Here is a 21,558-nt window from a genome sequence, read left to right as displayed (position 1 = left end):
CTTATGGAAGGGAGATCGCTATGGGGCGGGATTCCTTTGGGGGCTATTCTTGTCATCTTCGATGGTCTGGGAGTGAGCTCGCCAAGGTGCGAAATATCCGAGAGTTCCGCAACAAATTGGCAGTCCTCAATGGCCCATCTCATGAAGCGTTGCGGGTTCGGCGCCGCCCACGTGGGCCAGCAATAGGGGAGGCGTCAGGGAAGTGCTGCACTGCGGGGAATCGGCTATGAGGCAACGCTGTCCGCAGAGGTCATCGTCCGGCGGTGGTATCCGCGTGGGACTGAGGGAACTCAGGCAGGAACGCACATGACGTACGCAGCCAGGGACGAAACGACGCCCCCCAAACTGCCTGCACAGATGCGGTGGGTGGTGCTGGTGGACAAGCGTCAGCTCGCGATGCTGCTGCTAGAGAACCAGGTACCGGTCGCTTCCGCGACGGACACGTTGGATCCGCGCGGTGATATCGACTATGAAAACCAGCCGTTGACAGCAGTGGAGCGGCTATGTCGGCGTTTGGCTGACCAGGCGGTGCGTTAGTGGGGTTTTTTGCAGGGTCTCAAGCAGAAGCTCGGACCAGGTGTCGACGTGCGGATGAAGCTGGTGGAGTGGAACCGGTGAGCTTTGATGCCCCACCTGTGGGGGGTAGCTTACGGATTCGCGACCAACCTGGTGCTGCTCTGCCCCTATCACCACCGCAGCCACCACCGCGGCCTCATCACCATCACCGGACCCGCAGCCAATCTCAGCGTCACCGACCACGCCGGCCGGTCACTGCACCCGGGATCGCTGGCACGCCCACCCACCGTACCGCCCTACCCAGGACTCACCGGCGAACGCGCCCACTGGTGGTGGTACGAACCCTTCCAACCCCACCGCCACCGACAAACAACCAATCTTAGGCTGGTCAGCAGCATCGTATCAAAGCTGAAACACGTTGTGGAATAACAACTTTCGGTTGCTAATCAAGGCCTCACCGTCGCCGACCCGATACCCGGGCCCTCATCAAGATGCTCGCTGACGTGCGCACTAATCACGCGGGCTCCGCTCACCGGCGCCGCTGATGGCGCCGTTCGCTCGCCCGCTCCCGCGAGCTCCGCTCACCGGCTCCGCTGATGGCGCCGTTCGCTCGCCCGCACCCGCGGGCTCCGCTCACCGGCTCCGCTGATGGCGCCGTTCGCTCGCCCGCACCCGCGGGCTCCGCTCACCGGCGCGGTTGCCAGAGGACGAGGGCCGTGCTCTTGGGCAATACCGCAAGCTCACGACGTTGATTGGCGCGCAGGACCACCAATTCCTCGGCCATCTCCTTGACCCTCGCCTGCAGCGCTTCCACCTGATTCGTCAGCTCGATGATGCGCTTGATGCCGGCGAGATTGACGCCTTCTTCCTGCGAGAGATGCTGCACCTGACGCAGCAGATCGACATCGCGCTCCGAATAGCGCCGCCCCCCACCCGAAGTGCGCCTCGGACTGACCAAACCCAGCCGGTCATAGGTGCGCAGCGTCTGTGCGTGCATGCCAGCCAGCTCGGCAGCCACCGAGATCAGAAACGTCCGAGACTCGTCCTTCTTGGCCATCAGCGATTACCCGCCCAACCGGCCCTGGGGTTGAACCCGCTGGACCGCTCGGCCGCCGCGTAGGCCTGAAGCGCCTCTTCGGCGGCGCCTTCCAAATTCGGCGGAACGGCCACCTTCACGGTGACGAGGAGGTCGCCGCTACCGCCGCTGCGCTTGGGCACGCCACGTCCGCGCACCCGCAAGATTCGACCGTCGGCGGTGCCCTTCGGCACCCGGACGCCCACGGTCCCGTCCAGTGTCGGCACGGAAAGTGTTGAGCCTAAAGCTAATTCGGTAAAGCTAACCGGAACTGTCACGGTCAGGTCATCACCGTCGCGCCCGAACACCGGATGCGGCCGAACATGCACCGTCACATACAGGTCTCCCGACGGCGCACCGCGCAACCCAGCTTCGCCTTGCCCGGGCAATCTGATCCGCTGTCCGTCCTCGACGCCCGGCGGGATCCGTACATTGATGGTGCGGGTGCGGGTGGTGACGCCGGTGCCTTTGCACTCATCACACGGGTGCTCGATGATCGAGCCGCTACCCCGGCAATCGGTGCAGGGCTCGGAGAAGCCGAACGCACCCTGGTTCCGGTTGATCACCCCGGCGCCGTTGCAGGTGGGACACACCTTAGGGCTGGTGCCCGGGCGCGCTCCGCTGCCGTGGCAGTTGGTGCACGGCGCCGGACTGGTCAGCCGCAACGGCATCGCCACGCCCTTGGCGGCCTCCACGAAATCAAGCTCGGTCTCGGTCTCCAGGTCGTTGCCGCGTCGCGGCCGGCTGGGACGGGTACTGCCGCCGCGGCCGAACAACCCGCCGAACAAGTCACCGATATTGGTCCCGCCGGAACGGCTGGCGGCGTCGAACAAATCGTTGAGGTTGAACTCGGCGCCATCGGAGCCATAGCTGCCGCCCCCGAAGCCCCCGAAGCCGCCGGCATCGAACCTACGGCCACCGAAACCGCCGCCGGCGAAAAGCCGGCGCGTTTCGTCGTACTCCTTGCGCTTGGCCGGATCGGTGAGCACTTCCTTTGCCTCGGAGACCGCCTTGTAGCGATCCTCGGCCGCCTTGTTGCCCGGGTTTCGGTCGGGATGATTCTCGGCGAGCAGCTTGCGAGCCACCCGCTTGATCTCTTCAGCGGTGGCGTCAGAGGAGACGCCCAGCTCCTTGTAGAAGTCCTTCTCGACCCATTCTCGCTGGGCCATGTTGCGTCACCTCCTCACCTTCGTCTCTGTAGTTTTATCTCGCCTGTGATTCTCGGCCTTATTCACCGGGCACGTCGGCGTTATCGCTCGTGTCGGGCTGCTCGGTTTCGACAGAGTCGTCGGCCGCGGGCGGCCCATCCGATTCGGCCGTGTCGTCGGGAACCGTGTCGACGACGGCGACCAGGGCATTTCGCAGAACCTGCTCACCGAGCTGGTAGCCCTGCCGCATAACGGTCCCGATCACCGGCTTGGCGTCTTGTCCGCCACCGCCCTCGTGCTGCACCGCCTCGTGCAGCACCGGGTCGAAATCCTCGCCCTCGGCGCCGAATGGCTTCAACCCCAGGCCGGTCAATGCGCTTATCAGCTTGTCGGCGACGGCCTTCAGCGGCCCGGAATCCAGGTCTCCGTGCTTGCGCGCCCGCTCGATGTCGTCCACCGCATGCAGTAGTTGGCTGACAACGGCGGCCTTGGCCCGGTCCGCCGCAGCCTGCTGGTCGCGCAGCGCACGCTTGCGATAGTTGGCGAAGTCGGCTTGCACCCGTTGCAGATCGGCCGTCAACTCGGCGACTTTTTCCGCCAGTTTGTCGGTGCCGACCGCCGAGGTTCCGGGTACCGTCCCTCCCGACGTATCGCCGGGAGGGACGTGGCGTACTTCACCCGTTTCCGGATCGATGCGCCGCTTGTCGGTGACCGTCACCTGTTCGTGTGGGTTGCTTTCGGTCACTTGGACTCCCGGTCGTCGTCGACCACCTCCGCGTCCACCACATCGTCAGCTGGGCCCGCCGGGCCGCCGCCCGGCTGTGCCGCGCCGGCGGCGCTAGCCTCAGCCTGAGTGGCTTCGTAAATCGCCTGTCCGAGCGCCTGCGACTCGTGGCCGAGCTTTTCCATCGCCGATTTGATCGCGGCGATATCAGTGCCGCCAAGCGCCGTCTTTGCCTCGGCGACCGCGGCTTCGACCTTGCTCAGCGTCTCTTCGGGAACCTTGGAGCCACCGGACTCGGACGCTGCACCCCGTTGTTCAGCGACGAACTTCTCCGTCTGATAGACCAGCGTCTCGGCCTGGTTACGCACGTCGGCCTCTTCGCGACGCTTGCGGTCCTCCTCGGCGTGCGCCTCGGCGTCCTTGATCATCCGGTCGATCTCTTCCTTGGACAGGCCCGAGCCTTCCTGGATCCGGATGGTGTTCTCCTTGCCGGTGCCCTTGTCCTTGGCCGTGACGTGCACGATGCCGTTGGCGTCGATGTCGAAGGTGACCTCGATCTGCGGCACGCCACGCGGGGCCGGCGGGATACCGGTCAGCTCGAACGAGCCGAGTAGCTTGTTGTGCGCGGCGATTTCGCGCTCACCCTGATAGACCTGGATCTGCACCGACGGCTGGTTGTCGTCGGCGGTGGTGAAGGTCTCCGACCGTTTGGTCGGGATCGTGGTATTGCGCTCGATCAGCTTGGTCATCACGCCGCCCTTGGTCTCGATACCCAGGCTCAGCGGCGTAACATCAAGCAGCAGAACGTCTTTCACCTCGCCCTTGAGGACACCCGCCTGCAGCGCGGCACCAACGGCCACTACCTCGTCGGGGTTGACGCCCTTGTTGGGCTCCTTGCCCCCGGTGAGCTCCTTGACCAGGTCGGTCACCGCCGGCATCCGCGTCGAGCCGCCCACCAGCACCACGTGGTCGATGTCGGAGACCGAGATACCCGTGTCGGCGATCACCGACTGGAACGGCTTGCGGGTGCGGTCCAGCAGGTCTTGGGTGATGCGCTGGAACTCCGCCCGGGTCAGCTGCTCGTCGAGGAACAGCGGGTTCTTGTCGGCGTCGACGGTGATGTAGGGCAGGTTGATCGACGTGCTCTGCGAGCTTGACAGCTCGATCTTGGCTTTCTCGGCCGCTTCCCGCAGCCGCTGCATTGCCATCTTGTCCTTGGTCAGGTCGATGCCGCTGGTGCCCTTGAACTTGTCGACCAGCCAGGTGACGATCCGGTCGTCCCAGTCGTCACCACCCAAGTGGTTGTCACCACTGGTGGCACGGACCTCGACCACGCCCTCGCCGATCTCCAGCAAGGAGACGTCGAAGGTGCCGCCGCCCAGGTCGAACACCAGGATCGTCTGCTCCTTCTCGCCCTTGTCCAGGCCGTAGGCCAGCGCGGCGGCGGTCGGCTCGTTGACGATGCGCAGCACGTTCATGCCCGCGATCTGGCCGGCGTCCTTGGTGGCCTGACGCTGGGCGTCGTTGAAGTAGGCGGGCGTGGTGATCACCGCGTCGGTGATGTCCTCACCGAGGTAGGCCTCGGCGTCGCGCTTGAGCTTCATCAGGACACGCGCGCTGATCTCGGGCGCGGTGTATTTCTTGCCGTCGATCTCGATGGACCAGTCGCTGCCCATGTGCCGCTTGACCGAACGCACGGTGCGGTCGACGTTGGTCACCGCCTGGTTCTTGGCGGGCTGGCCGGTCAGCACCTCGCCGTTACGCGCGAACGCGACGACAGACGGGGTGGTCCGTGAGCCCTCGGAGTTGGCGACCACGACGGGGTCACCACCCTCCAGCACGCAGACGACGGAGTTGGTGGTCCCGAGGTCGATTCCGACCGCACGAGCCATGGTGATTCCTCCTGAGTATGTAGACGTTCTGTACTGCACTATGCTGAGTGAACCCCGCTCAAGCCTGCTCCCAGCGGAACTCGCTGTCAAACAGGGTTGAGCTTGGTCCACTCAACTTGTCGATCATGCTAACGGTACCGGTCTCGCTCTTGTTCCCGGGGTGGGCGTCTTGGTTCTAGCTGGCGCGGCGCTCTTCGTTCATCGACTGTCGCGATGCAGCGAAGTTGGCCAATTCGAGCGTGCGCTGGCGGCGTCGAGCGTGCGCTGGCGGCGTCGAGCGTGCACTCAGGGCTTCGAGCGTGCGCTGGCGGCGTCGAGCGTCCACTGGGGGCTTCGAGCGTGCACTGGGGGCTTCGAGCGTGCACTGGGGGCTTCGAGCGTGCATGTAGGGCGGGAACCGCCGCGATCGGCCGCCCTGACGGCACACTCGGCGCCAGCGACGCACACTCACCGCCAGCGACGCACACTCGCCGCCAGCGACGCACACTCGCCGCCAGCAACGCACACTCGCCGCCAGCAACGCACACTCGCCGCCAGCGACGCACACTCACCGCCAGCGACGCACACTCGACGTCGCCACCACACCTGACGCCCACCCAGCCGGCCCCGCCTGACGATGCGTCATATGGCGGGAGTGGGATAGCCTGGCACCCAGTCTCGCGGTGTTTCCGCAAGCTACGGCGATAAGGAATTCGATGGCACCGCCTCCTAGCATGCTTACCCGCGAAGACTCCGGTTACCACAAAACCCTCAACAATCGGCAGCTGCAGATGATCGCGCTCGGCGGCGCCATCGGGACCGGACTTTTCCTCGGCGCCGGTGGCCGGCTCGCGTCGGCGGGACCAGGGTTGTTCCTGGTCTACGGGGTCTGTGGCATCTTCGTCTTCCTAATCCTGCGCGCGCTGGGCGAACTGGTGCTGCACCGCCCGTCGTCAGGTTCGTTCGTGTCCTATGCCCGCGAATTCTTCGGCGAGAAAGTAGCTTTCGTCGCGGGCTGGATGTACTTCCTGAACTGGGCCATGACCGGGATCGTCGACACCACGGCGATCGCACATTACTTCCATTACTGGACGGCGTTTCACGTGATTCCGCAATGGGCGCTCGCGTTGAGCGCGCTGCTGCTGGTGTTGTCGATGAATCTGATCTCGGTGCGGCTGTTCGGGGAATTGGAATTTTGGGCCGCTTTGGTCAAGGTGCTGGCGCTGGTGGTGTTCCTTGTCATCGGCACGGTTTTCCTGGCCGGACGTTTCAAGGTTGACGGTCAGCAGACGGGGGTATCGCTGTGGAACAGCCATGGCGGACTGCTGCCGGCCGGCCTGCTGCCGCTGGTGCTTGTCACGTCCGGGGTAGTGTTCGCCTACGCCGCCGTCGAACTGGTCGGCATCGCGGCCGGGGAAGCGGCCGAACCGGAAAAGGTCATGCCACGAGCGATCAATTCGGTGGTGTTCCGCATCGCGGTGTTCTACATCGGCTCGACTACGCTGCTGGCGCTACTGCTGCCCTACACCGCCTACCGGGAACACGTGAGCCCGTTCGTCACCTTCTTTTCCAAGATTGGTTTTGCCGGCGGCGGCAGCCTGATGAACCTCGTGGTGCTCACCGCCGCACTCTCGAGCCTGAACGCCGGGCTGTATTCCACGGGTCGGATCCTGCGATCGATGGCCATCAATGGCAGCGGGCCGAAATTCACCGCACCGATGTCGAAGAACGGTGTGCCGTATGGCGGAATCCTTCTCACCGCCGGAATCGGCCTGTTCGGCATCGTCCTCAACGCCGTCAAACCGAGCCAGGCCTTTGAGATCGTGCTGCATATCGCCGCAACCGGAGTCATCGTGGCCTGGGCGACCATCGTGGTGTGCCAATTGCGATTTCACCGGTTGACGACCGCCGGGACGTTGCAGCGGCCGCATTTCCGGATGCCGCTATCCCCCTACAGCGGCTGGCTCACGCTGGTGTTCCTGGTGGCCGTCCTGATCCTGATGCTGTTCAACCAGACATACGGTCGCTGGATGCTCGCCGCGATGCTGCTGGGTATCCCCGCCCTCATCGGCGGCTGGTATCTGGTCCGCCACCGCGTGCTGACCACCGCCCAGCACACCGCAGAAGCGACCCAGCCCACCCAATAGCGCATCACAGCGGTTCGTCGATATCGACGCCGCTGGCGAGGTCGCCACAGTCGACGACCTCTACCCCGGGCGCCCCCCGCAGATATGCGGCCGCCCCCTGGTCCCCCGAGATCGCGGCCAGCACTGCCGGCCAATGCCTGCGGGCGATAACCACCGGATGTCCGGGCCGTTCCCCGAAGTAGGCCCGCGCCAGACCACTGCGGGACGCCACCGCGCGGTTGACCACTCGCGCCACCACCGAGGCGTCGACATCGGGTGTATCGATGACGTGTAAGACTGCGTAGTCCCCGTGCATACGATTGGCCTGGTCAAGGCCGGCGTGCACCGACGCGCTCAGCCCCTGTTGCCAATCCGCAGCGGTAATCGCGGTGACACCGGGCGGGACCGCTACCTGGGCAGCGCCCAGAACCACGACGACGCCGGTGCAACCACCGCCGGTCAGCGCAGCCAGCGCGGCCTCGAGCCAACCGTCCACGAGGACCTTCGGACGTCCGTACCGCCGCCCGGCACCTGCGGCCAAGAGGAGTCCGACGACTATCGACTCCGATAATGCCACTCTCATATGATGACATTGGCCTTCTCAAAAGGCGACAACCAGATGGAGCGCCATGACTCAGGACTTGCAACCGACCAGCGCTGCCCCGGCGCCCCGCTACGCCGGCACTCGCGTGCAGCGCGTCGAAGACGGCCGTCTGCTGACCGGCCACGGCAGCTTTGTCGACGACATCTCGCGGCCCGGCATGCTGCACGCCTGCTTCCTGCGCAGCCCGTTCGCGCGGGCCCGGATCAACAGCATCGACGCCTCGGCGGCGCTGGCACTGCCCGGCGTCCATGCAGTGTTCACCGCCACCGACCTCAATCCGGATGTCCGGGAGGCCTGGCACGCAGTCGCGGGTAAGGACGTCCCGGACACGCCGCGGCCCCCGCTGGCCGAAAGCGAAGCGAAGTTTGTCGGCGACCCGGTTGCCTTGGTCGTCGCCGAGAACCGCTACCTCGCAGAGGATGCGCTCGAACTGGTCGACGTCGACTACGAGCCATTGCCGGCAATCGTCGACTTCAGGCGGGCGCAGTCCGCGGATGTGCGGGTACACGACAGCTACCCGAACAATGTCGCCGGCGGGATGGGCGGGGCGCCGCCGGACGAAAACGTCTTCGCCACATCGCCTTATGTCGTGGAAGAGCACCTCTATCAGCAGATCTATCTGCCGGTGCCGATCGAGACTCGCGGCCTGGTGGTCGAGTGGGTGGCCGCTTCGGGAGAACTGACCGTCTGGGCGTCGACCCAGACTCCGCACGAGCTGCGCGCTTTCTGCGCCCGGCTGTTAGGCATTGCGGCACAACGGGTTCGGGTTATCGCGCGGGACACCGGCGGCGGCTTCGGCCAGAAGGTCGTCCCGATGCGCGAAGACATGTGCGTCATGCTGGCCGCCCGGAAGGTGCCCGCGGCGCTGAAGTGGATCGAGGACCGCCGCGAAAACCTGATGTCGGCCGGGCAGGCGCGTCACGTCGACGGCATGGCCAGGATGGCGTTCGACGACGAGGGCAACCTCGCGGCCGCGGACATCGACTTCGTCCAGGACATCGGGGCTTATCCGACGCCTTACCCGGTGTTGACCACGGCCGCCATCGGCATGTTCTTCCCGGGCCCGTATCGGGTGCCCAAGGCCAGCTTCAACTACCAGACGGTCTTCTCCAACACCACCGGGTTGGTGGCCTACCGCGGTCCATGGCAGTTCGAAAGCCTCGCTCGCGAAGTACTTCTCGACATCGCCGCGCGCAAGATGAACATCGATCCCGTCGAGCTGCGCCGGCGAAATCTGTTGCGCCGTGACGAGATGCCCTACTTCAACCCCAACGGCATGCCCTACGACCACGTCGCTCCGATCGAGACGTTCGAACAGGCCGTGAAAATCGTTGACCACGAGGGTTTCCGCAAAGAACAGGCCGAAGCTCTGGCACACGGGCGCTACCTGGGCCTCGGCTTCTCGGCCTACATCGAGCCGACCGGCGCGGCGACCGGCCACCTGGCCACCGAAGGCGCCACCATCCGGATGGAGCCGACGGGCAAGATCACCGTCTACGTCAACGGCGGGTCGAGCGGAAACAGCCTGGAAACCACCGTCATTCAGCTGACCGCCGACGTGCTGGGGGCAGATTTCGACGACGTGGGCACCATCCAGGGCGACACCGCGACCACGCCGTACGGGGCCGGGACGCAGGGCAGCCGTAGCGGACCGATGACCGCCGGGGCCGTCACCGAGGCGGGGACCATCCTGCGCGAAAAGATCGTCAAGCTGGCCGCATATCGCCTGAAGGTGGCAGAATCCGAAGTGGAACTGGCCCATTCGCGCGCCGCCGTACGCGGCGACCCGGCAACCCAGGTGTCCTTCGGCGAGCTGGCCTACCTGGCCCACTACTCACCGCAGCAGTTGCCGCCGGGAATATCGCCCATTTTGGAGGTGAGCGCTCGGTTCAACTCGCCGAACCCGATTCACTGGGCCAACGCGACCCACGCCTGCACCTGCGAAGTCGACACCGAGACCGGCAAAGTCACGCTGCTGCGCTTCATCGTCAGCGAAGACGTCGGGCCGATGATCAACCCGGCGATCGTGGAAGGACAGATCGCCGGCGGAACGGTGCAGGGCATCGGCGGCGCGCTGCTGGAAAATCTCGTCTACGACGACGACGGCAACCCGCTGGCCACAACATTCGTCGACTATCTACTGCCGACCGCCACCGAGGTGCCGCTGATCGAATACGGCCACGTCGAGATCCCGGGCCCGGGCCCGGGCGGATACAAGGGCGTCGGCGAAGGCGGCGCAATAGGCTCGGTGCCCGCAGTGATCAACGCGATCAACGACGCCCTGGCGCCGCTGGGCGTGACCATAACCCGGCTGCCGGCCAGTCCGGCCTCGATCGTCTCGCTACTGGAAGAGGCGTCGCGGTGAAGCCGGCGGCTTTCGACTACCACCGACCCGATACCGTCGAAGCGGCCGTGGGTCTGCTGGCCGAACTCGGCGAGAACGCGAAAATCCTTGCCGGAGGCCAAAGTCTGGTGCCGATGTTGTCGATGCGGCTGGCCTACTTCGATCACCTCATCGACATATCCCGGTTGCCCCAGCTGCGCGGCATCGAAGCCCGCGGTGACCAACTGTGGATCGGAGCGGGCACCACCGAGGCCGTAGTTGGCGCCGATAAGCAAGTGCGCCAAGCGGTTCCGTTGCTGAGCTTGGCGACGCCGTTCGTCGGGCACTTCCAGATCCGCAACCGCGGCACCCTGGGCGGATCGATCGCGCATGCCGATGCCGCCGGTGAATACCCGGCGGTGGCGCTGGCCCTGGACGCGGTGATGGAGGTGCTTTCGTCGCGAGGGCGACGCGAGATGGCTGCCGCGGACTTCTTCGCCGGCCTGTGGGAAACCACCATGGAGCCCGACGAGGTGCTCACCGGCGTCCGGTTTCCGGTGTGGAATGGCCGATCCGGCTTTGCGGTACGCGAATTTGCGCGCCGGCACGGCGATTTCGCGATAGCCGGAGCAGTCGTCGGGGTCCGGCTCGATGACTATGACCGGGTGTCGCGTTGCGCGATCGGGTTGCTGGGCCTGGGCGCCACGCCCAAGCGTGCGACGGCGGCCGAAACCGCGGTCACCGGCATGCCGCTGCGCGAGGTGATACCCGAGGAGATAGGCCGGGCGGCCATGTCGGAACTCGACGACATTCCGTCGGACCTGCAAGGGCCGGCGTCGTACCGCAGCCGAGTGGGTGCCGCCATGACGGCCCGCGCCTGGACCCAAGCAGCCCAGCAAGCCAGCGCCGGGGCCAGTTATGCATGAGCGATCAGTCCAGTTCTCGGTCAACGGAAATTCCGTCGCCGCCAACGTTGAACCGCGGATGACGTTGGCGGACTTCCTGCGTGACAAGTGCGGGCTTACGGGCACTCATTTGGGGTGCGAACATGGTGCGTGCGGCGCGTGCACGGTGTTGCTGGACGGCACTGCCGTCCGCTCGTGCCTGCTGTTCGCGGTCCAGGCCGACGGTATGGAGGTGACGACGGTGGAGGGTGTCGCATCCCCGGGCGGCGAGCTTTCACCGGTGCAGTCGGCGCTGCGGGAGTGCCATGGACTGCAATGCGGCTTTTGCACGCCCGGCTTCGTCATGTCGATTACCGCGCTGCTGAACGACAATCCCCAGCCCACCGACGACCAGATACGCCAAGCCCTGTCCGGGAACTTCTGCCGATGCACCGGCTACCAGGGCATCGTCGCGGCCGCGCGCCGGGCCGCAGAGGTAATGGGCCACACCGAAGCCGAAGGCGCGTCACTGCGCTAACTTGCGTCACCTGCTGCGTAATCTGAGTTTTGGTCTTTGGAGAATCTCGGGAGTAGCGCGTGCGGTTATTGCAGATAGGGGCGGCCCTGCTGGCGGCGGGTGCGCTCGGTGCCGGATGCGATTCCACCATTGACGGCAGGCCGATCGCCCGACCGGGCGCTGGGCCAATCGAGCCGTCGTTCCCGACGTCCCGGCCCAGTACCTCATCACCGAGCGGCACGGCGCCGCTGCCGCCGACAACGCCGGCCAGCCCGACTACGCCGGCCGGTGCCATCCCGTTACCGCCCGACCAGAACGGTTACGTCTTCATCGAGACCAAATCCGGCCAGACCCGCTGTCAGATCAGCAAAGACAGCGTCGGCTGCGAAGCGCCGTTCACCAATTCCCCGATCAAAGACGGCGAGCACGCCAACGGCGTGCATATCACCGCCGCCGGCACCGTCCAGTGGGTCCTCGGCAATCTCGGCGCCATTCCGACCGTAAGCATCGACTACAAGACCTACGAGGCGCAGGGCTGGACCATCACCTCCACCGCCGAGGGCACCCGCTTCCAGAACAACGGCACCGGGCATGGGATGTTCGTCAGCGTCGACCGGGTCAGCACCTTCTGAGCTGGGAAGCGCCACTGCGTTAGTACCATCGGTTCTGTGGCACGCTACGGACCACCCGAAGACTTCCACAACCAGCCGACCCAGTATGGCCGCTTCGGAGCGGGCGGATACCCGCCGGCCGGCCGGCCTCCGCCAAACCTGCCGTACCAGCAAGCCCCTCCCCCGCCGGCCCAGCACGGGCCGCCGTCTGAGCAATTCCCGCCGCCCGACCAATCCGAACCGCCCGAGCAATCCGACCTCTACGAAGAGCCCAAACCGTGGTACCGCAAGCCGGCGACACTGACCGGCTGGGCGCTGCTATGCCTGATCCTGATCGCGCTGATCATCTACGGCATCACCCAGCTGATGGGTGGTCAGCAGGGCACCAACCCGACCCCGACCACCACCACCACGACGGCCCCCACGACCACCACCACGACAGCGGAGTCGACCACAACGACGGCTTCACCGTCCACGACGACAGCAGAGGCTCCGCCGGCCACCACGCCGCAAGGCCAGCCTCCGGCTCAGCAGCCGACACAGGCCCCGACGCGGCGCTTGCCACGTCTGCCGCCGTTGCCGTCGGTGATCACCATCCCGGGATTGCCGTCGCCGATCACCCTGCCACCGAACCTTCCGTAAGGCTGCTGATCGGTAACGGCCCGCGTGGCTGCCGTATGCCGGAGGCCGTCGCGGGCTAGCATCTGCGGCCGTGGCAAGGTACGACCCGCCCGATTACGGCGCCGATGACCCGACCGTCTACGGCAACTACGGATACGGCGACGGCCCGCGCGGACACGGACAACAGCCGCAACCTGAGCCCGGCACCCCGGGATGGCGCAAACCGCTGGCATTGGTCGGCTGGGGCGTACTGATCGCGGCCCTCATCGCGGTGATCGTCTACGGCATCATCCAGCTTGCGCACGGACGCCCCACCCCCGCGTCGGTCACCACCACCCTCACCGTCACCACCACCACGCCGCCGACGACCACCACGGCACCGACCACGACCACCCGGACCACGACCACGACCACCACGACGACCACCACCACCACGGCACCGACGACCACAACCACGACCACCACGTCGCCGACAACGACCACGACCACCACGGCACCGACAACGGCGACGACGGCGACGACGGGGGCCAACCCGTCGCCCGGGGCGTTGCCGACTCTGCCGCCGCGGATCACGCTGCCGATACCGACCGTGATCAACTTGCCGCCCGGCCTCTGAGCCGATCGCTGCGCTTCGACGGCGGCTATCGTGGGGAACGGCCGTCGGCCACCGATCGCCGGCAAGCAATGGACCACAGGGGGTGCGAGATGAGCATTTCGCTCGGGTTGTCCATCGGGGTGGCCAACCTGGTCGCGGCCCGGGCGGACGGCACCCCGGTGCGCCGGGCATCGGTGTTACGGCTGTTCGAGCGTCGGGCAGCCGAAGTGGGCCTGCCAGAAGAGAATCCGGACAGTGCCGAGCCGGGACTAGTGTTGCGCAGTTTTGTCGAGCGGGTCGGCGACCCGGCTCCGCTGGTGGCGGCCGACGGGACCAGGCATCAGGGCGAGGCCCTCACGGTGGAAGCACTCAACGCCATGGCACGAACCGTCGGCTACGGCGCCCCGATCACCATCGCGGCTCCGGCCTACTGGTCCGAAGGCCAGTTCGCCGCGCTGCGCGGAGCACTGCTGAGCCAGCCCGCATTGGCGCCCGACGGCGTGCCTGCGACGGTGATCTCCGATGCCACGGCCTCACTGGCCGCGCTGCACGCCAGGCCCGGATGTCCGACGAGTGGCGTCGTCGCGCTGTGCGACTTCGGCGCCGGGGGCACGAGCGTAACCTTGGCCGACGCCGGTTCGAATCTCCGCCAGATCGGCCCGACGTTTCGGTACCGCGAGTTCTCCGGCGACGAAATCGACCAGCTTGTCCTGGGCCACCTGCTCAGAGTGGCCCCCGAAGTCGACAGCACCGAAGTGTCGGGCACCGCCACCCGCATGGGGTCGGTGACGCGTCTGCTCGGCGGATGCCGGTCCGCCAAGGAGCAATTGTCGGCACTGATGACGGCCACCATTGCCACCGGCGGCGGCGAGGCGGTTCGGCTGTCGCGCAATGATTTTGAGCAACTGATCGCCACCCCGCTGGACCGTTTCGTCGGCTTTGTCGAAGAGATATTGCAGCGCAACGGATTTCGGGCCGCCCTGGCCGCCGTGGCCACCGCCGGCGGCGGCGCCGCGATCCCGCTGGTCACCACCCGCCTGTCGGAACGCTTGCAGGTGCCCGTCTTCACCGCGCCGCAGCCGTCGTCCAGCGCCGCGATCGGCGCGGGCCTGCTCGGCCAAGCACAGTCGTCAGCGGGTGCCCCGACCGGTGCCGGACCCGCCGTCGACGCACCTACTCATATCGTCGGCGCGGTCGTCCCCACCGAGGCAGCGCCGGCGGCGTGGGTCAACCCACCCGCCACCGAACCGGCCAATGTCCCGCTGGCCTGGTCCGAGGACGCCAACACCGGCAATGAACCGGTCCCCTACACCGGCCCCGATGCCACTGGTGAATACGGTCGCACCGCAACGGCTTTCGATGATAGGCGCGACCAGCCGCCGGATACTCAAGGTGAACCTCTGCCGTGGTACAAACGCGCTGCCGTGGTCTTCAGCCTGGCCGCGGCAGGGTTGGCCATACTGGTCGCGGTGGTGTTGGGGCTGACACTGGGCCCAAGCAAAAGCAAGCCGGTCAACACCACATCGCCGGTGCCCCCGCCGACACCGCAGACGGTGACGGTGGTCGGGCCGAACAACAGCCCCACGGTGACGGTGATAACACCAAGCACCGCAACGCCGCCGCCACCGCCGGCCACCACGACAACCGCCCCGCCGACCACCACCACCACGTCGCCGCCGCCGACGACTACCACCACTACCACGACGACTGCTCCGCCGACCACGACAACGACCCAGCCGACCACCACCAAACCGACGACCACGACCGCGCCGCCGACGACTACCGCGCCGCCGACGACCACTCAACAGCCGCCGACAACGACAGCCGCGCCCGTCACGCCGACCACGGCGGCGCCGGGGGCCTAACGGGTCAGCGCCGTGCGGCGAATCCGGCCACCATTGCCTCCGCACTGCGCACCGCCGCGCGACAGGCCCTGGTGGTGAATGGATCGTTGAGCGGATGTTCGGCTCGGCGGCGCCAACGCTGCACCGCGGCGAATGCGGCGCGCGGACCGTCATGGCAGTTCTCCGGACTCAGCCCCAGCCGGGCTGCCGGACTGGTCCCCGAGCCACCGATGATGCGGCGCAGCGACATAAGTTCGTCCTCGTTCAATGTCGTTGTCCGCGACGGCAACAGGCTCAGCACTCGGAGCTCCTCGAAGGCGTGGGTGTCGGCCAGCAGCGGGTCGATGTCGGCGATCACGTACGGCGTCGCCATGACCGGGCGCAGCTGCACGAACCGACGCAAGGACACCAGCGCGGTATGCGCCTTGAGCATGTCGGCGCGTTGCGCGAACTGCTGATCGATCACATTGCGAAGTTCCACCAGCCCGCTGCGCTCCAGCAATTCGGCCGCCAGTCCTGACGAATCGGTGATACCGGCCGCCAGCAGGGCAATCGAAATACGGATACCGAACATGCCGAACCGCTCGAGCAGCTGCGCGCGGGTGCCCGCATCCACCGGTAACGGACTGTCCGGCCGGACGAAACGATCCACGCTCAGCAGGGCTTTGTTGAGTTCGGTGCTGTCGGCTCCGGCCAGCTTCTTCAACGCGGAAAATTCGGCCTGGCGCAACGTGCGCGCGGTCAGCGCAAGCAGCCCGGACACCGGCACCACCGCCTGACAGACGCCAGTGCGACTCAGCTCACCGGTGAACCGCGTGGCCACATCCTTGGCCGAGACCATGGCATCGATGCGCCCCGCACCTATTTCGTCAGCCCGCGAAGCCACACCGATGATTCCCAGCGCTCCCGCCGAGCCACCCACGAGCCCGCCGATCTGCTTGAGCAGGGCGATGTCTGCGGCGTTGAGAGTGCGTAACAGGAACACCACCGCGTCCACCCGCGGCACCCCGTCGGCGGGTACCAAGAGCCGTACGGTTCGCTCGGAGGTTTCGCGCGCCAGCGACGACGTTCCGGGGGTGTCGATGATGGTAGCGCCGACCAGTTCTTGGGCTGGCCACTCGACGTCGAGGTCGACGATGTCGGCCGGATTGAGCCGGCTCAAGTCGAAACTCAGACCACCCCGATGCGTGATCGGCACATTCGTGCGCCGTCCGCCGCGGTGGTTGGCGGTGACCCTTGGAGCCGGACCGTGCCGGAACCAGGTCACGATCCGGGTTGCCTCGGTGGCATCGGTCGGGGCAATGTCGTCGCCGACGAGTGCGTTGACCAGAGTGGATTTGCCCGCCTTGAGCGTGCCGGCCAGCGCGATACGGATCGGTTCGCCCAGCCGCGCCCCGATGCGTTCGAGCTCGTAGAAGACATCTGCCCGCTGCCGGTAGGCCGGCTCGCCCCGGTATGCCTCGACGGTTCCGCCCAGAATCGCGCGAACCCGATCGGTTGTGCTCACTCTCGTCCCAAGGGTGTCAGCACGGCTTCAACTTGCGCAGGTTGTCGGTCACCTGGTTCAGGATGTCGAGCTGTCGCTCGAGTTCGCGAATCCTGTTGTCGCGCTCGGCTTCTTCCAGGTGCGCCGCGGTGACGGTGGCTTGCAGGGATTCATTCAACGATCGGGTGAGCTCGTTGGCGAGCTCGCGGTAGTGGTCGCGTAGCGTGCGCTGAATCATCTTGAGCCGGTCGCGCGATTCTTTGCCGACCACGAACGAGACGTCGTCGACGAAACGGCGCACATTGGTCTTGGCCTCGGCGCGGGCCCGCAGCAGCCGATTCTCCTTGTCTTCCTTGTAGGCCATGCGGCCAAGTATCAGCCCGGCCCCCACCGACACGGGGTTGAACAGACCGAGACCGGCCACCGAGGACAACATCCCGATCATCACAACGCCGCCGTAGGAACCCCGCAAGCCGGTGACCATTTTCTGGGCCTTGCCGGCCGGTTTGGATTCCAGCCGGGCCAGCGCCTTGAGCTCGCCGAAATCGGCGCCCATAGCGCGCTTGCTCAGCTCCGGGGACATCACCGAATCCAGCCCTGCATCGGCGAACGAGCGGGCGACGTCGTCAGCCAGTGCTTCGGCGCGCTGATATGCCCAGACAAAGTTGTCCCCCACTGCGGTGGCGATCGCGTTTTCCACGTCGGCGCCGATCTCAGCCCAGTGCAGCGTCGGGTCACACGAATCGATTTGCCGCTCAGCATCTTCGGTGACTGCCCGGAAGCGCGCCCGCAAATCGTGGTCCACGTCGGTGCTCAGGTCGGTGAAACCGTCGTTGAGCACCTGCTGCCACAACGCGGTCTGCTGCAGCGCATCCTGGGCTTCGCGCTTGCGCCGCTCCAAGTCGGAAGCCAGCCGGTCCCGCACCGCCGGGTCGTTGACGACCGACAATTCCGAACCGACAGATATCGCTAATTGCTCTGCCGCCGAATGTATTTCACGTAGGACTTCGTCGCGGACCCGGTCGTTCTCCCGAGACAGCACCTTCTCGCTGAGGAACTTCACGATCGCCGGGAAGTTGGATTCTTCGTTGAGTTCCTTGTCGTTCAGCGTGACGGCGTGGCTGCGCAACAGCGACGAAACTCCGATGATCGGCATGGGCACGCGGGCGCGCTGCAGGTGCATGGCATTGGTGTTGACGATCTCGCGCCAATGCGGGTACAGGTCGGTTTTGGTGGCCACCACCGCCCCGACCGGACAGACCTGGTGGGCCTTGCGGAGAAACCACATCTCCGGTGCGGTGAATTCCTGGCTGGCATCGCTGACCATCAGCAGCGCGTCGGCGTCGGGCAGCAGACCCAGTGTCGCCGACAGATGCGGCTGCCCGTGGCCGCCCACACCGGGGGTGTCGATGAACGTCAGCCCGCCCTGAAGCAGTGGACTGGGCGCGCCGATCTCCACTCGAAGTACGGCGCGGCCGTGGGCCTGCGGGGCCCGACGCAGGTCGGTGGTGATGTCGTCGACCGGGATGTCAACGGCGGTCGTCTCACCATTGGGCCCCGCCGCCAGGATGATCCGGGCCGACGGCTGGGCGCTGTAGCTGACGACGGTGATCACGACGGTGGCCTCGTCGTCTCCCACCCGCGCGACCGGCAGATTGAGCAACGCATTGAGCAGTTGGCTCTTCCCCTGTTTGAGCTGGCCGGCGATCACCACCCGGATCTGCGGGTCGGTGATCCGCGCGCGGGCGCGCCTCAACCGTCGCACCAAATCACCGCGTTCGTTGAGTTCTGCGATCGCGATGGCGTGATCGATCAGCTCGACGATTACACCGACCCGACGCGGGTCATCGGGTTGAGTCACCGCACTGCCCCACTTTCTCGATCGCCTGCAATCACGTTAGGCGCACGAACCGGCGGGGACCACGAAGGTCCCCGCCGGTTTGGCCGCGCCGGTTCCGGCGAATCAGAACCCGTGCGGGCCGGCCGGGCCGGGCGACGGCGGCTCGGTGTGCACTGGCGGCGTGTGCGGCATCGGCGGCTCATTACCGAACACCGAGGCGCTCGGCGGCGCATGCTGGGCGGGCGGTTCCACCGACACCTGCTCTTGCGGTGTCAGCACCGGTGTGTGCTCAACCGGAGGAGTCGGCCCCGGTGCCGGCGTCGGAATTGGGGCATATGGAGCCGGTGCGTTGATCACGGGGGCATTCATGCCACCGAGTCCGACAGGGCCCGGGCTGTGGACGACGGGACCACCGCCCGACGGAGGCGTCACCTGGCCATCAGCCCCGGCGCCCGCACCGCCCTGGATGACGGGGCCGTTGACCGCGGGGATGGCCGGTCCGGGCTCGGCTGGCGTGGTAGCACCGCTGACGCCACCGCCACCGCCACCGCCCAGCGCGGCGCCTTCGTGGCCGAGGATCTCGCCATGCGCCCCGCCGGCCGCGGTTCCGCCAACCCCGGCTTGACCACCGAGGCTGGTATCGCCGCCGACCCCGGCAGCAGTGCCGCCGAGCCCGGCAGCCGTGCCACCGCTCAGCCCGGTCGCGGTGCCGCCGAGCCCGGCAGCCGTGCCACCGCTCAGCCCGGTCGCGGTGCCGCCGAGCCCGGCAGCCGTGCCACCTCCCGCGCCGATATGGGTGCTTGCGCCAGGCCCGGCTGAAGCTAGGCCCGCCGGTTGAGGTGCTGCGTGTGCACCCAGGGCAGTGCTTTCGCTGCTAAGGATGTCGCTACGGCCGCCCACTCCAATGCCCAGGCTGGCACCACCGGTAACACCGATTTGACCGCCCGCGCCGACGCCACCCAACGGACCTGAAATGTGCGGGGTAGCTGCGCCATTCAGGGCAGCGCCTTCGCTGGCGATCAATCCGGCCTGGCCGCTTGCGCCCAGCGATGCGTTGCCGCCAACACCGGTCAGGCCGCTGACGTTGGTTGCGCCGGCGAGCCCACCACCGGCTGAGGCCGCCGCGCCACCGCTCATCGCTGCCTGTCCGCCTAGGCCGAGGCCGGCCTGGCTTGCGATACCCGCCTGACTGGCGACCGCGGCCTGGCCAGCGATACCCGCCTGACTGGCGACCGCGGCCTGGCCAGCGATACCGCCACCGGCACTTACAGCCGCCTGGCCTCCAATACCCGCCGCTCCGCCAACAGCGCCACCGGCCTGGCTGCCCATGCCACCTTGCCCCCCGACACCGACCTTGCCTACAAGGCCGCCACTGGCCTGACCACCAACACCAGCACTAATCACGCCACCGGCCTGACCACCAACACCAGCACCAATCACGCCACCAGCTTGACCACCTAGGTCGCCGCTGACGCCGCCGCCAATCACGCCGCCAGCCTGACCACCAACACCAGCACCCATCACGCCACTGGCCTGACCACCAACACCAGCACTAATCACGCCACCGGCCTGACCACCAACACCAGCACCAACCACGCCACCGGCCTGACCACCAAGGCCGCCGCTGATGCCACCACCAACACCAGCACCAATCACGGCACCAGCCTGACCACCGAGGCCAAACCCGGCACCACCACCGACGGCGCCACCAGCCTCACCACCGATGCCGCCGCCAAGGCCCCACCCCAGCCCGGCACCAACCTGACCACCAACGGCTGCCTGGCCTCCAAGACCAAAGCCCACACCGGTCTGCAGGCCCAGATCCGTCTGAGCACCCAGACCTAGGCCCGACCCAACGTGAGCTCCAATTCCGGCCTGAAAACCGGCAGAAAAATCTAGACCAGCCTGGGCGCCCAAGCCCGTCTGCGCGCCAAGCCCAAGGCCTACCCCAGCACCAACCTGGGCACCGATCGCACCCTGGACTCCAGCACCGAAGCCCAGACCCACCTCACTGCCAAAGCCTCCGGTTGGGGCGGTGACAACGACACCAGGAACGAATCCGCTGGCACCCGTCTGCCAACCCAGCCCGCTCTGGCTCCAGACCCCGGCACCTAAACCACTGGTCAGCCCAGTGGCCAAACCGGCGCCTACGTCGGTCGCGATGACGTTCGATGCGGAGGCGCCCAGCTCGCCCGCAAACAGGCCCTCGCGGCCAGCGGTGGCGCCGCTCATGACGGCTCCGGCGTGCTGCGCGACAACCGTGGAAGACATGTGACCCCCCTCAGATCCCAGCGCAAAGCCGTGCTGATCGGCCACCGCCTGCTGTAAACCAGCGATCGGGTCACCGGCACCAAGATCAAGGAAAGGCAGCGCGCTGGCCGCGGCCGACGAGAACTCCGCGGGCGACACATTGATCAAACCGGCGTTGGTCATGGCCTGCCCTGGAGCGGCGACGAACGACCTTGCCGCGTCTTCACTGCGGAACAGGCTCAGGATGTAGTCGACCAGCGAGGTCATGTTCATGTCCCTTCAATTCAATGTGTGGAGTTGTTCGCCGAGAAGGCCGGCGCTCTGCCGTAAACGCTATGGAGTCAGCAGCCCGCCGAAATCGGGGTCAGATCCCCCGGTCAGTCAGGTACCCATCGGGATCGTCCGGATCACCCCATTAGGGGGTTAGGGGAAATCGATGCACCCCTACGCGACATTAGGATCGGCCCCCATTAACTGCATTTCTGCACGTCAAAAGGCATAGGTCAAGGCCTCCGGGCGATCA

Annotated in this window: 16 protein-coding genes and 2 pseudogenes; 10 read left to right on the top strand and 8 right to left on the bottom strand. The window is 66.5% G+C overall.

Annotated elements, in window-relative coordinates:
- Positions 1-306: 306 nt before the first annotated feature.
- Together AWC07_RS25225 and AWC07_RS25220 are read left to right on the top strand one after the other, a co-directional pair.
- Positions 307-618 (top strand): annotated as a pseudogene (locus AWC07_RS25225) (hypothetical protein).
- Between the two features lie 45 nt (positions 619-663).
- A pseudogene (locus tag AWC07_RS25220) lies at positions 664-899 on the top strand (hypothetical protein); the annotation flags it as partial.
- Positions 900-1,201: 302 nt separating this feature from the next.
- Here the strand turns inward: AWC07_RS25220 and AWC07_RS25215 are convergent.
- From AWC07_RS25215 to dnaK, 4 genes are read right to left on the bottom strand one after another with little or no spacing between them, the layout of a single operon-like run.
- Positions 1,202-1,573, bottom strand: a complete 372-nt coding sequence (locus AWC07_RS25215) for a heat shock protein transcriptional repressor HspR (RefSeq protein WP_036412498.1) — start codon at positions 1,571-1,573, stop codon at positions 1,202-1,204.
- Positions 1,573-2,760 carry a molecular chaperone DnaJ gene (gene dnaJ / locus AWC07_RS25210; protein ID WP_036412499.1) on the bottom strand — a complete coding sequence of 396 codons (1,188 nt, stop codon included), beginning with the start codon at positions 2,758-2,760 and terminating at the stop codon, positions 1,573-1,575. Before dnaJ ends, AWC07_RS25215 begins: the two co-directional genes overlap by 1 nt.
- 58 nt (positions 2,761-2,818) lie before the next feature.
- Positions 2,819-3,484, bottom strand: coding sequence for a nucleotide exchange factor GrpE (gene grpE / locus AWC07_RS25205; RefSeq protein WP_036412500.1), 666 nt, complete (start codon positions 3,482-3,484; stop codon positions 2,819-2,821).
- Complete coding sequence (gene dnaK, locus AWC07_RS25200; RefSeq protein ID WP_036412502.1) at positions 3,481-5,355, bottom strand: molecular chaperone DnaK; 1,875 nt, start codon at positions 5,353-5,355, stop codon at positions 3,481-3,483. The genes grpE and dnaK overlap by 4 nt, the downstream gene beginning before the upstream one ends.
- Positions 5,356-6,050: 695 nt before the next feature.
- On the opposite strand from dnaK, the gene AWC07_RS25195 reads away from it, so the two are divergent.
- Entirely contained in the window at positions 6,051-7,481 is a 1,431-nt protein-coding gene (locus AWC07_RS25195) for an amino acid permease (protein WP_036412503.1), read from the top strand.
- A gap of 4 nt (positions 7,482-7,485) precedes the next feature.
- On the opposite strand, the gene AWC07_RS25190 is transcribed toward AWC07_RS25195, so the two are convergent.
- Positions 7,486-8,037, bottom strand: a complete 552-nt coding sequence (locus tag AWC07_RS25190) for a nucleotidyltransferase family protein (RefSeq protein WP_244187697.1) — start codon at positions 8,035-8,037, stop codon at positions 7,486-7,488.
- A 52-nt stretch (positions 8,038-8,089) separates the two neighbouring features.
- Here AWC07_RS25190 and AWC07_RS25185 point away from each other — a divergent pair, with 52 nt between their 5' ends.
- The 7 genes from AWC07_RS25185 to AWC07_RS27240 all read left to right on the top strand — a co-directional run bounded on the left by AWC07_RS25185 (position 8,090) and on the right by AWC07_RS27240 (position 15,480).
- Positions 8,090-10,429 (top strand): xanthine dehydrogenase family protein molybdopterin-binding subunit, encoded by a 2,340-nt coding sequence (locus AWC07_RS25185; protein ID WP_036412505.1) that lies wholly within the window; start codon positions 8,090-8,092, stop codon positions 10,427-10,429.
- The gene (locus AWC07_RS25180) at positions 10,426-11,313 is read left to right on the top strand and encodes an FAD binding domain-containing protein (protein WP_036412508.1); all 888 of its coding nucleotides are present in this window, start codon (positions 10,426-10,428) and stop codon (positions 11,311-11,313) included. The genes AWC07_RS25185 and AWC07_RS25180 overlap by 4 nt, the downstream gene beginning before the upstream one ends.
- A complete protein-coding gene (locus tag AWC07_RS25175) occupies positions 11,306-11,809 on the top strand; it encodes a (2Fe-2S)-binding protein (RefSeq protein ID WP_051507945.1) in 504 nt (167 codons plus the stop codon). Before AWC07_RS25180 ends, AWC07_RS25175 begins: the two co-directional genes overlap by 8 nt.
- 59 nt (positions 11,810-11,868) lie before the next feature.
- On the top strand, positions 11,869-12,420 hold the full coding sequence (locus AWC07_RS25170; RefSeq protein ID WP_036412510.1) for a hypothetical protein: 552 nt from the start codon (positions 11,869-11,871) through the stop codon (positions 12,418-12,420).
- 36 nt (positions 12,421-12,456) lie between these two features.
- A complete protein-coding gene (locus AWC07_RS25165; RefSeq protein WP_036412512.1) occupies positions 12,457-13,041 on the top strand; it encodes a hypothetical protein in 585 nt (194 codons plus the stop codon).
- A gap of 70 nt (positions 13,042-13,111) precedes the next feature.
- A complete protein-coding gene (locus AWC07_RS28210; RefSeq protein WP_208622468.1) occupies positions 13,112-13,636 on the top strand; it encodes an oligopeptide transporter substrate-binding protein in 525 nt (174 codons plus the stop codon).
- A gap of 89 nt (positions 13,637-13,725) precedes the next feature.
- Complete coding sequence (locus AWC07_RS27240; protein ID WP_036412514.1) at positions 13,726-15,480, top strand: Hsp70 family protein; 1,755 nt, start codon at positions 13,726-13,728, stop codon at positions 15,478-15,480.
- 4 nt (positions 15,481-15,484) lie between these two features.
- On the opposite strand, the gene iniC is transcribed toward AWC07_RS27240, so the two are convergent.
- The 3 genes from iniC to AWC07_RS29445 all read right to left on the bottom strand — a co-directional run bounded on the left by iniC (position 15,485) and on the right by AWC07_RS29445 (position 21,302).
- Complete coding sequence (iniC, locus tag AWC07_RS25145; protein ID WP_036412516.1) at positions 15,485-16,966, bottom strand: isoniazid-induced dynamin-like GTPase IniC; 1,482 nt, start codon at positions 16,964-16,966, stop codon at positions 15,485-15,487.
- A gap of 16 nt (positions 16,967-16,982) precedes the next feature.
- A complete protein-coding gene (iniA, locus tag AWC07_RS25140) occupies positions 16,983-18,806 on the bottom strand; it encodes an isoniazid-induced dynamin-like GTPase IniA (protein ID WP_036412517.1) in 1,824 nt (607 codons plus the stop codon).
- 102 nt (positions 18,807-18,908) lie between these two features.
- On the bottom strand, positions 18,909-21,302 hold the full coding sequence (locus tag AWC07_RS29445; RefSeq protein ID WP_208622467.1) for an IniB N-terminal domain-containing protein: 2,394 nt from the start codon (positions 21,300-21,302) through the stop codon (positions 18,909-18,911).
- Between the last annotated feature and the right edge of the window lie 256 nt (positions 21,303-21,558).

It is taken from the genome of Mycobacterium gastri (assembly GCF_002102175.1).
GTDB classification, from domain to species: Bacteria; Actinomycetota; Actinomycetes; order Mycobacteriales; family Mycobacteriaceae; genus Mycobacterium; species Mycobacterium gastri.
Note: the sequence above shows the minus strand (reverse complement) of the source record. Positions and strands in the feature narration are given on the sequence as shown.

Coding starts and splice junctions, on each gene's coding strand:
- AWC07_RS25195 (WP_036412503.1), top strand. CDS start 6,051: ATGGCACCGCCTCCTAGCATGCTTACCCGCGAAGACTCCGGTTACCAC.
- AWC07_RS29445 (WP_208622467.1), bottom strand. CDS start 21,302: ATGACCTCGCTGGTCGACTACATCCTGAGCCTGTTCCGCAGTGAAGAC.
- dnaK (WP_036412502.1), bottom strand. CDS start 5,355: ATGGCTCGTGCGGTCGGAATCGACCTCGGGACCACCAACTCCGTCGTC.
- AWC07_RS25185 (WP_036412505.1), top strand. CDS start 8,090: ATGACTCAGGACTTGCAACCGACCAGCGCTGCCCCGGCGCCCCGCTAC.
- AWC07_RS27240 (WP_036412514.1), top strand. CDS start 13,726: ATGAGCATTTCGCTCGGGTTGTCCATCGGGGTGGCCAACCTGGTCGCG.
- dnaJ (WP_036412499.1), bottom strand. CDS start 2,760: ATGGCCCAGCGAGAATGGGTCGAGAAGGACTTCTACAAGGAGCTGGGC.
- AWC07_RS25215 (WP_036412498.1), bottom strand. CDS start 1,573: ATGGCCAAGAAGGACGAGTCTCGGACGTTTCTGATCTCGGTGGCTGCC.
- AWC07_RS25175 (WP_051507945.1), top strand. CDS start 11,306: ATGCATGAGCGATCAGTCCAGTTCTCGGTCAACGGAAATTCCGTCGCC.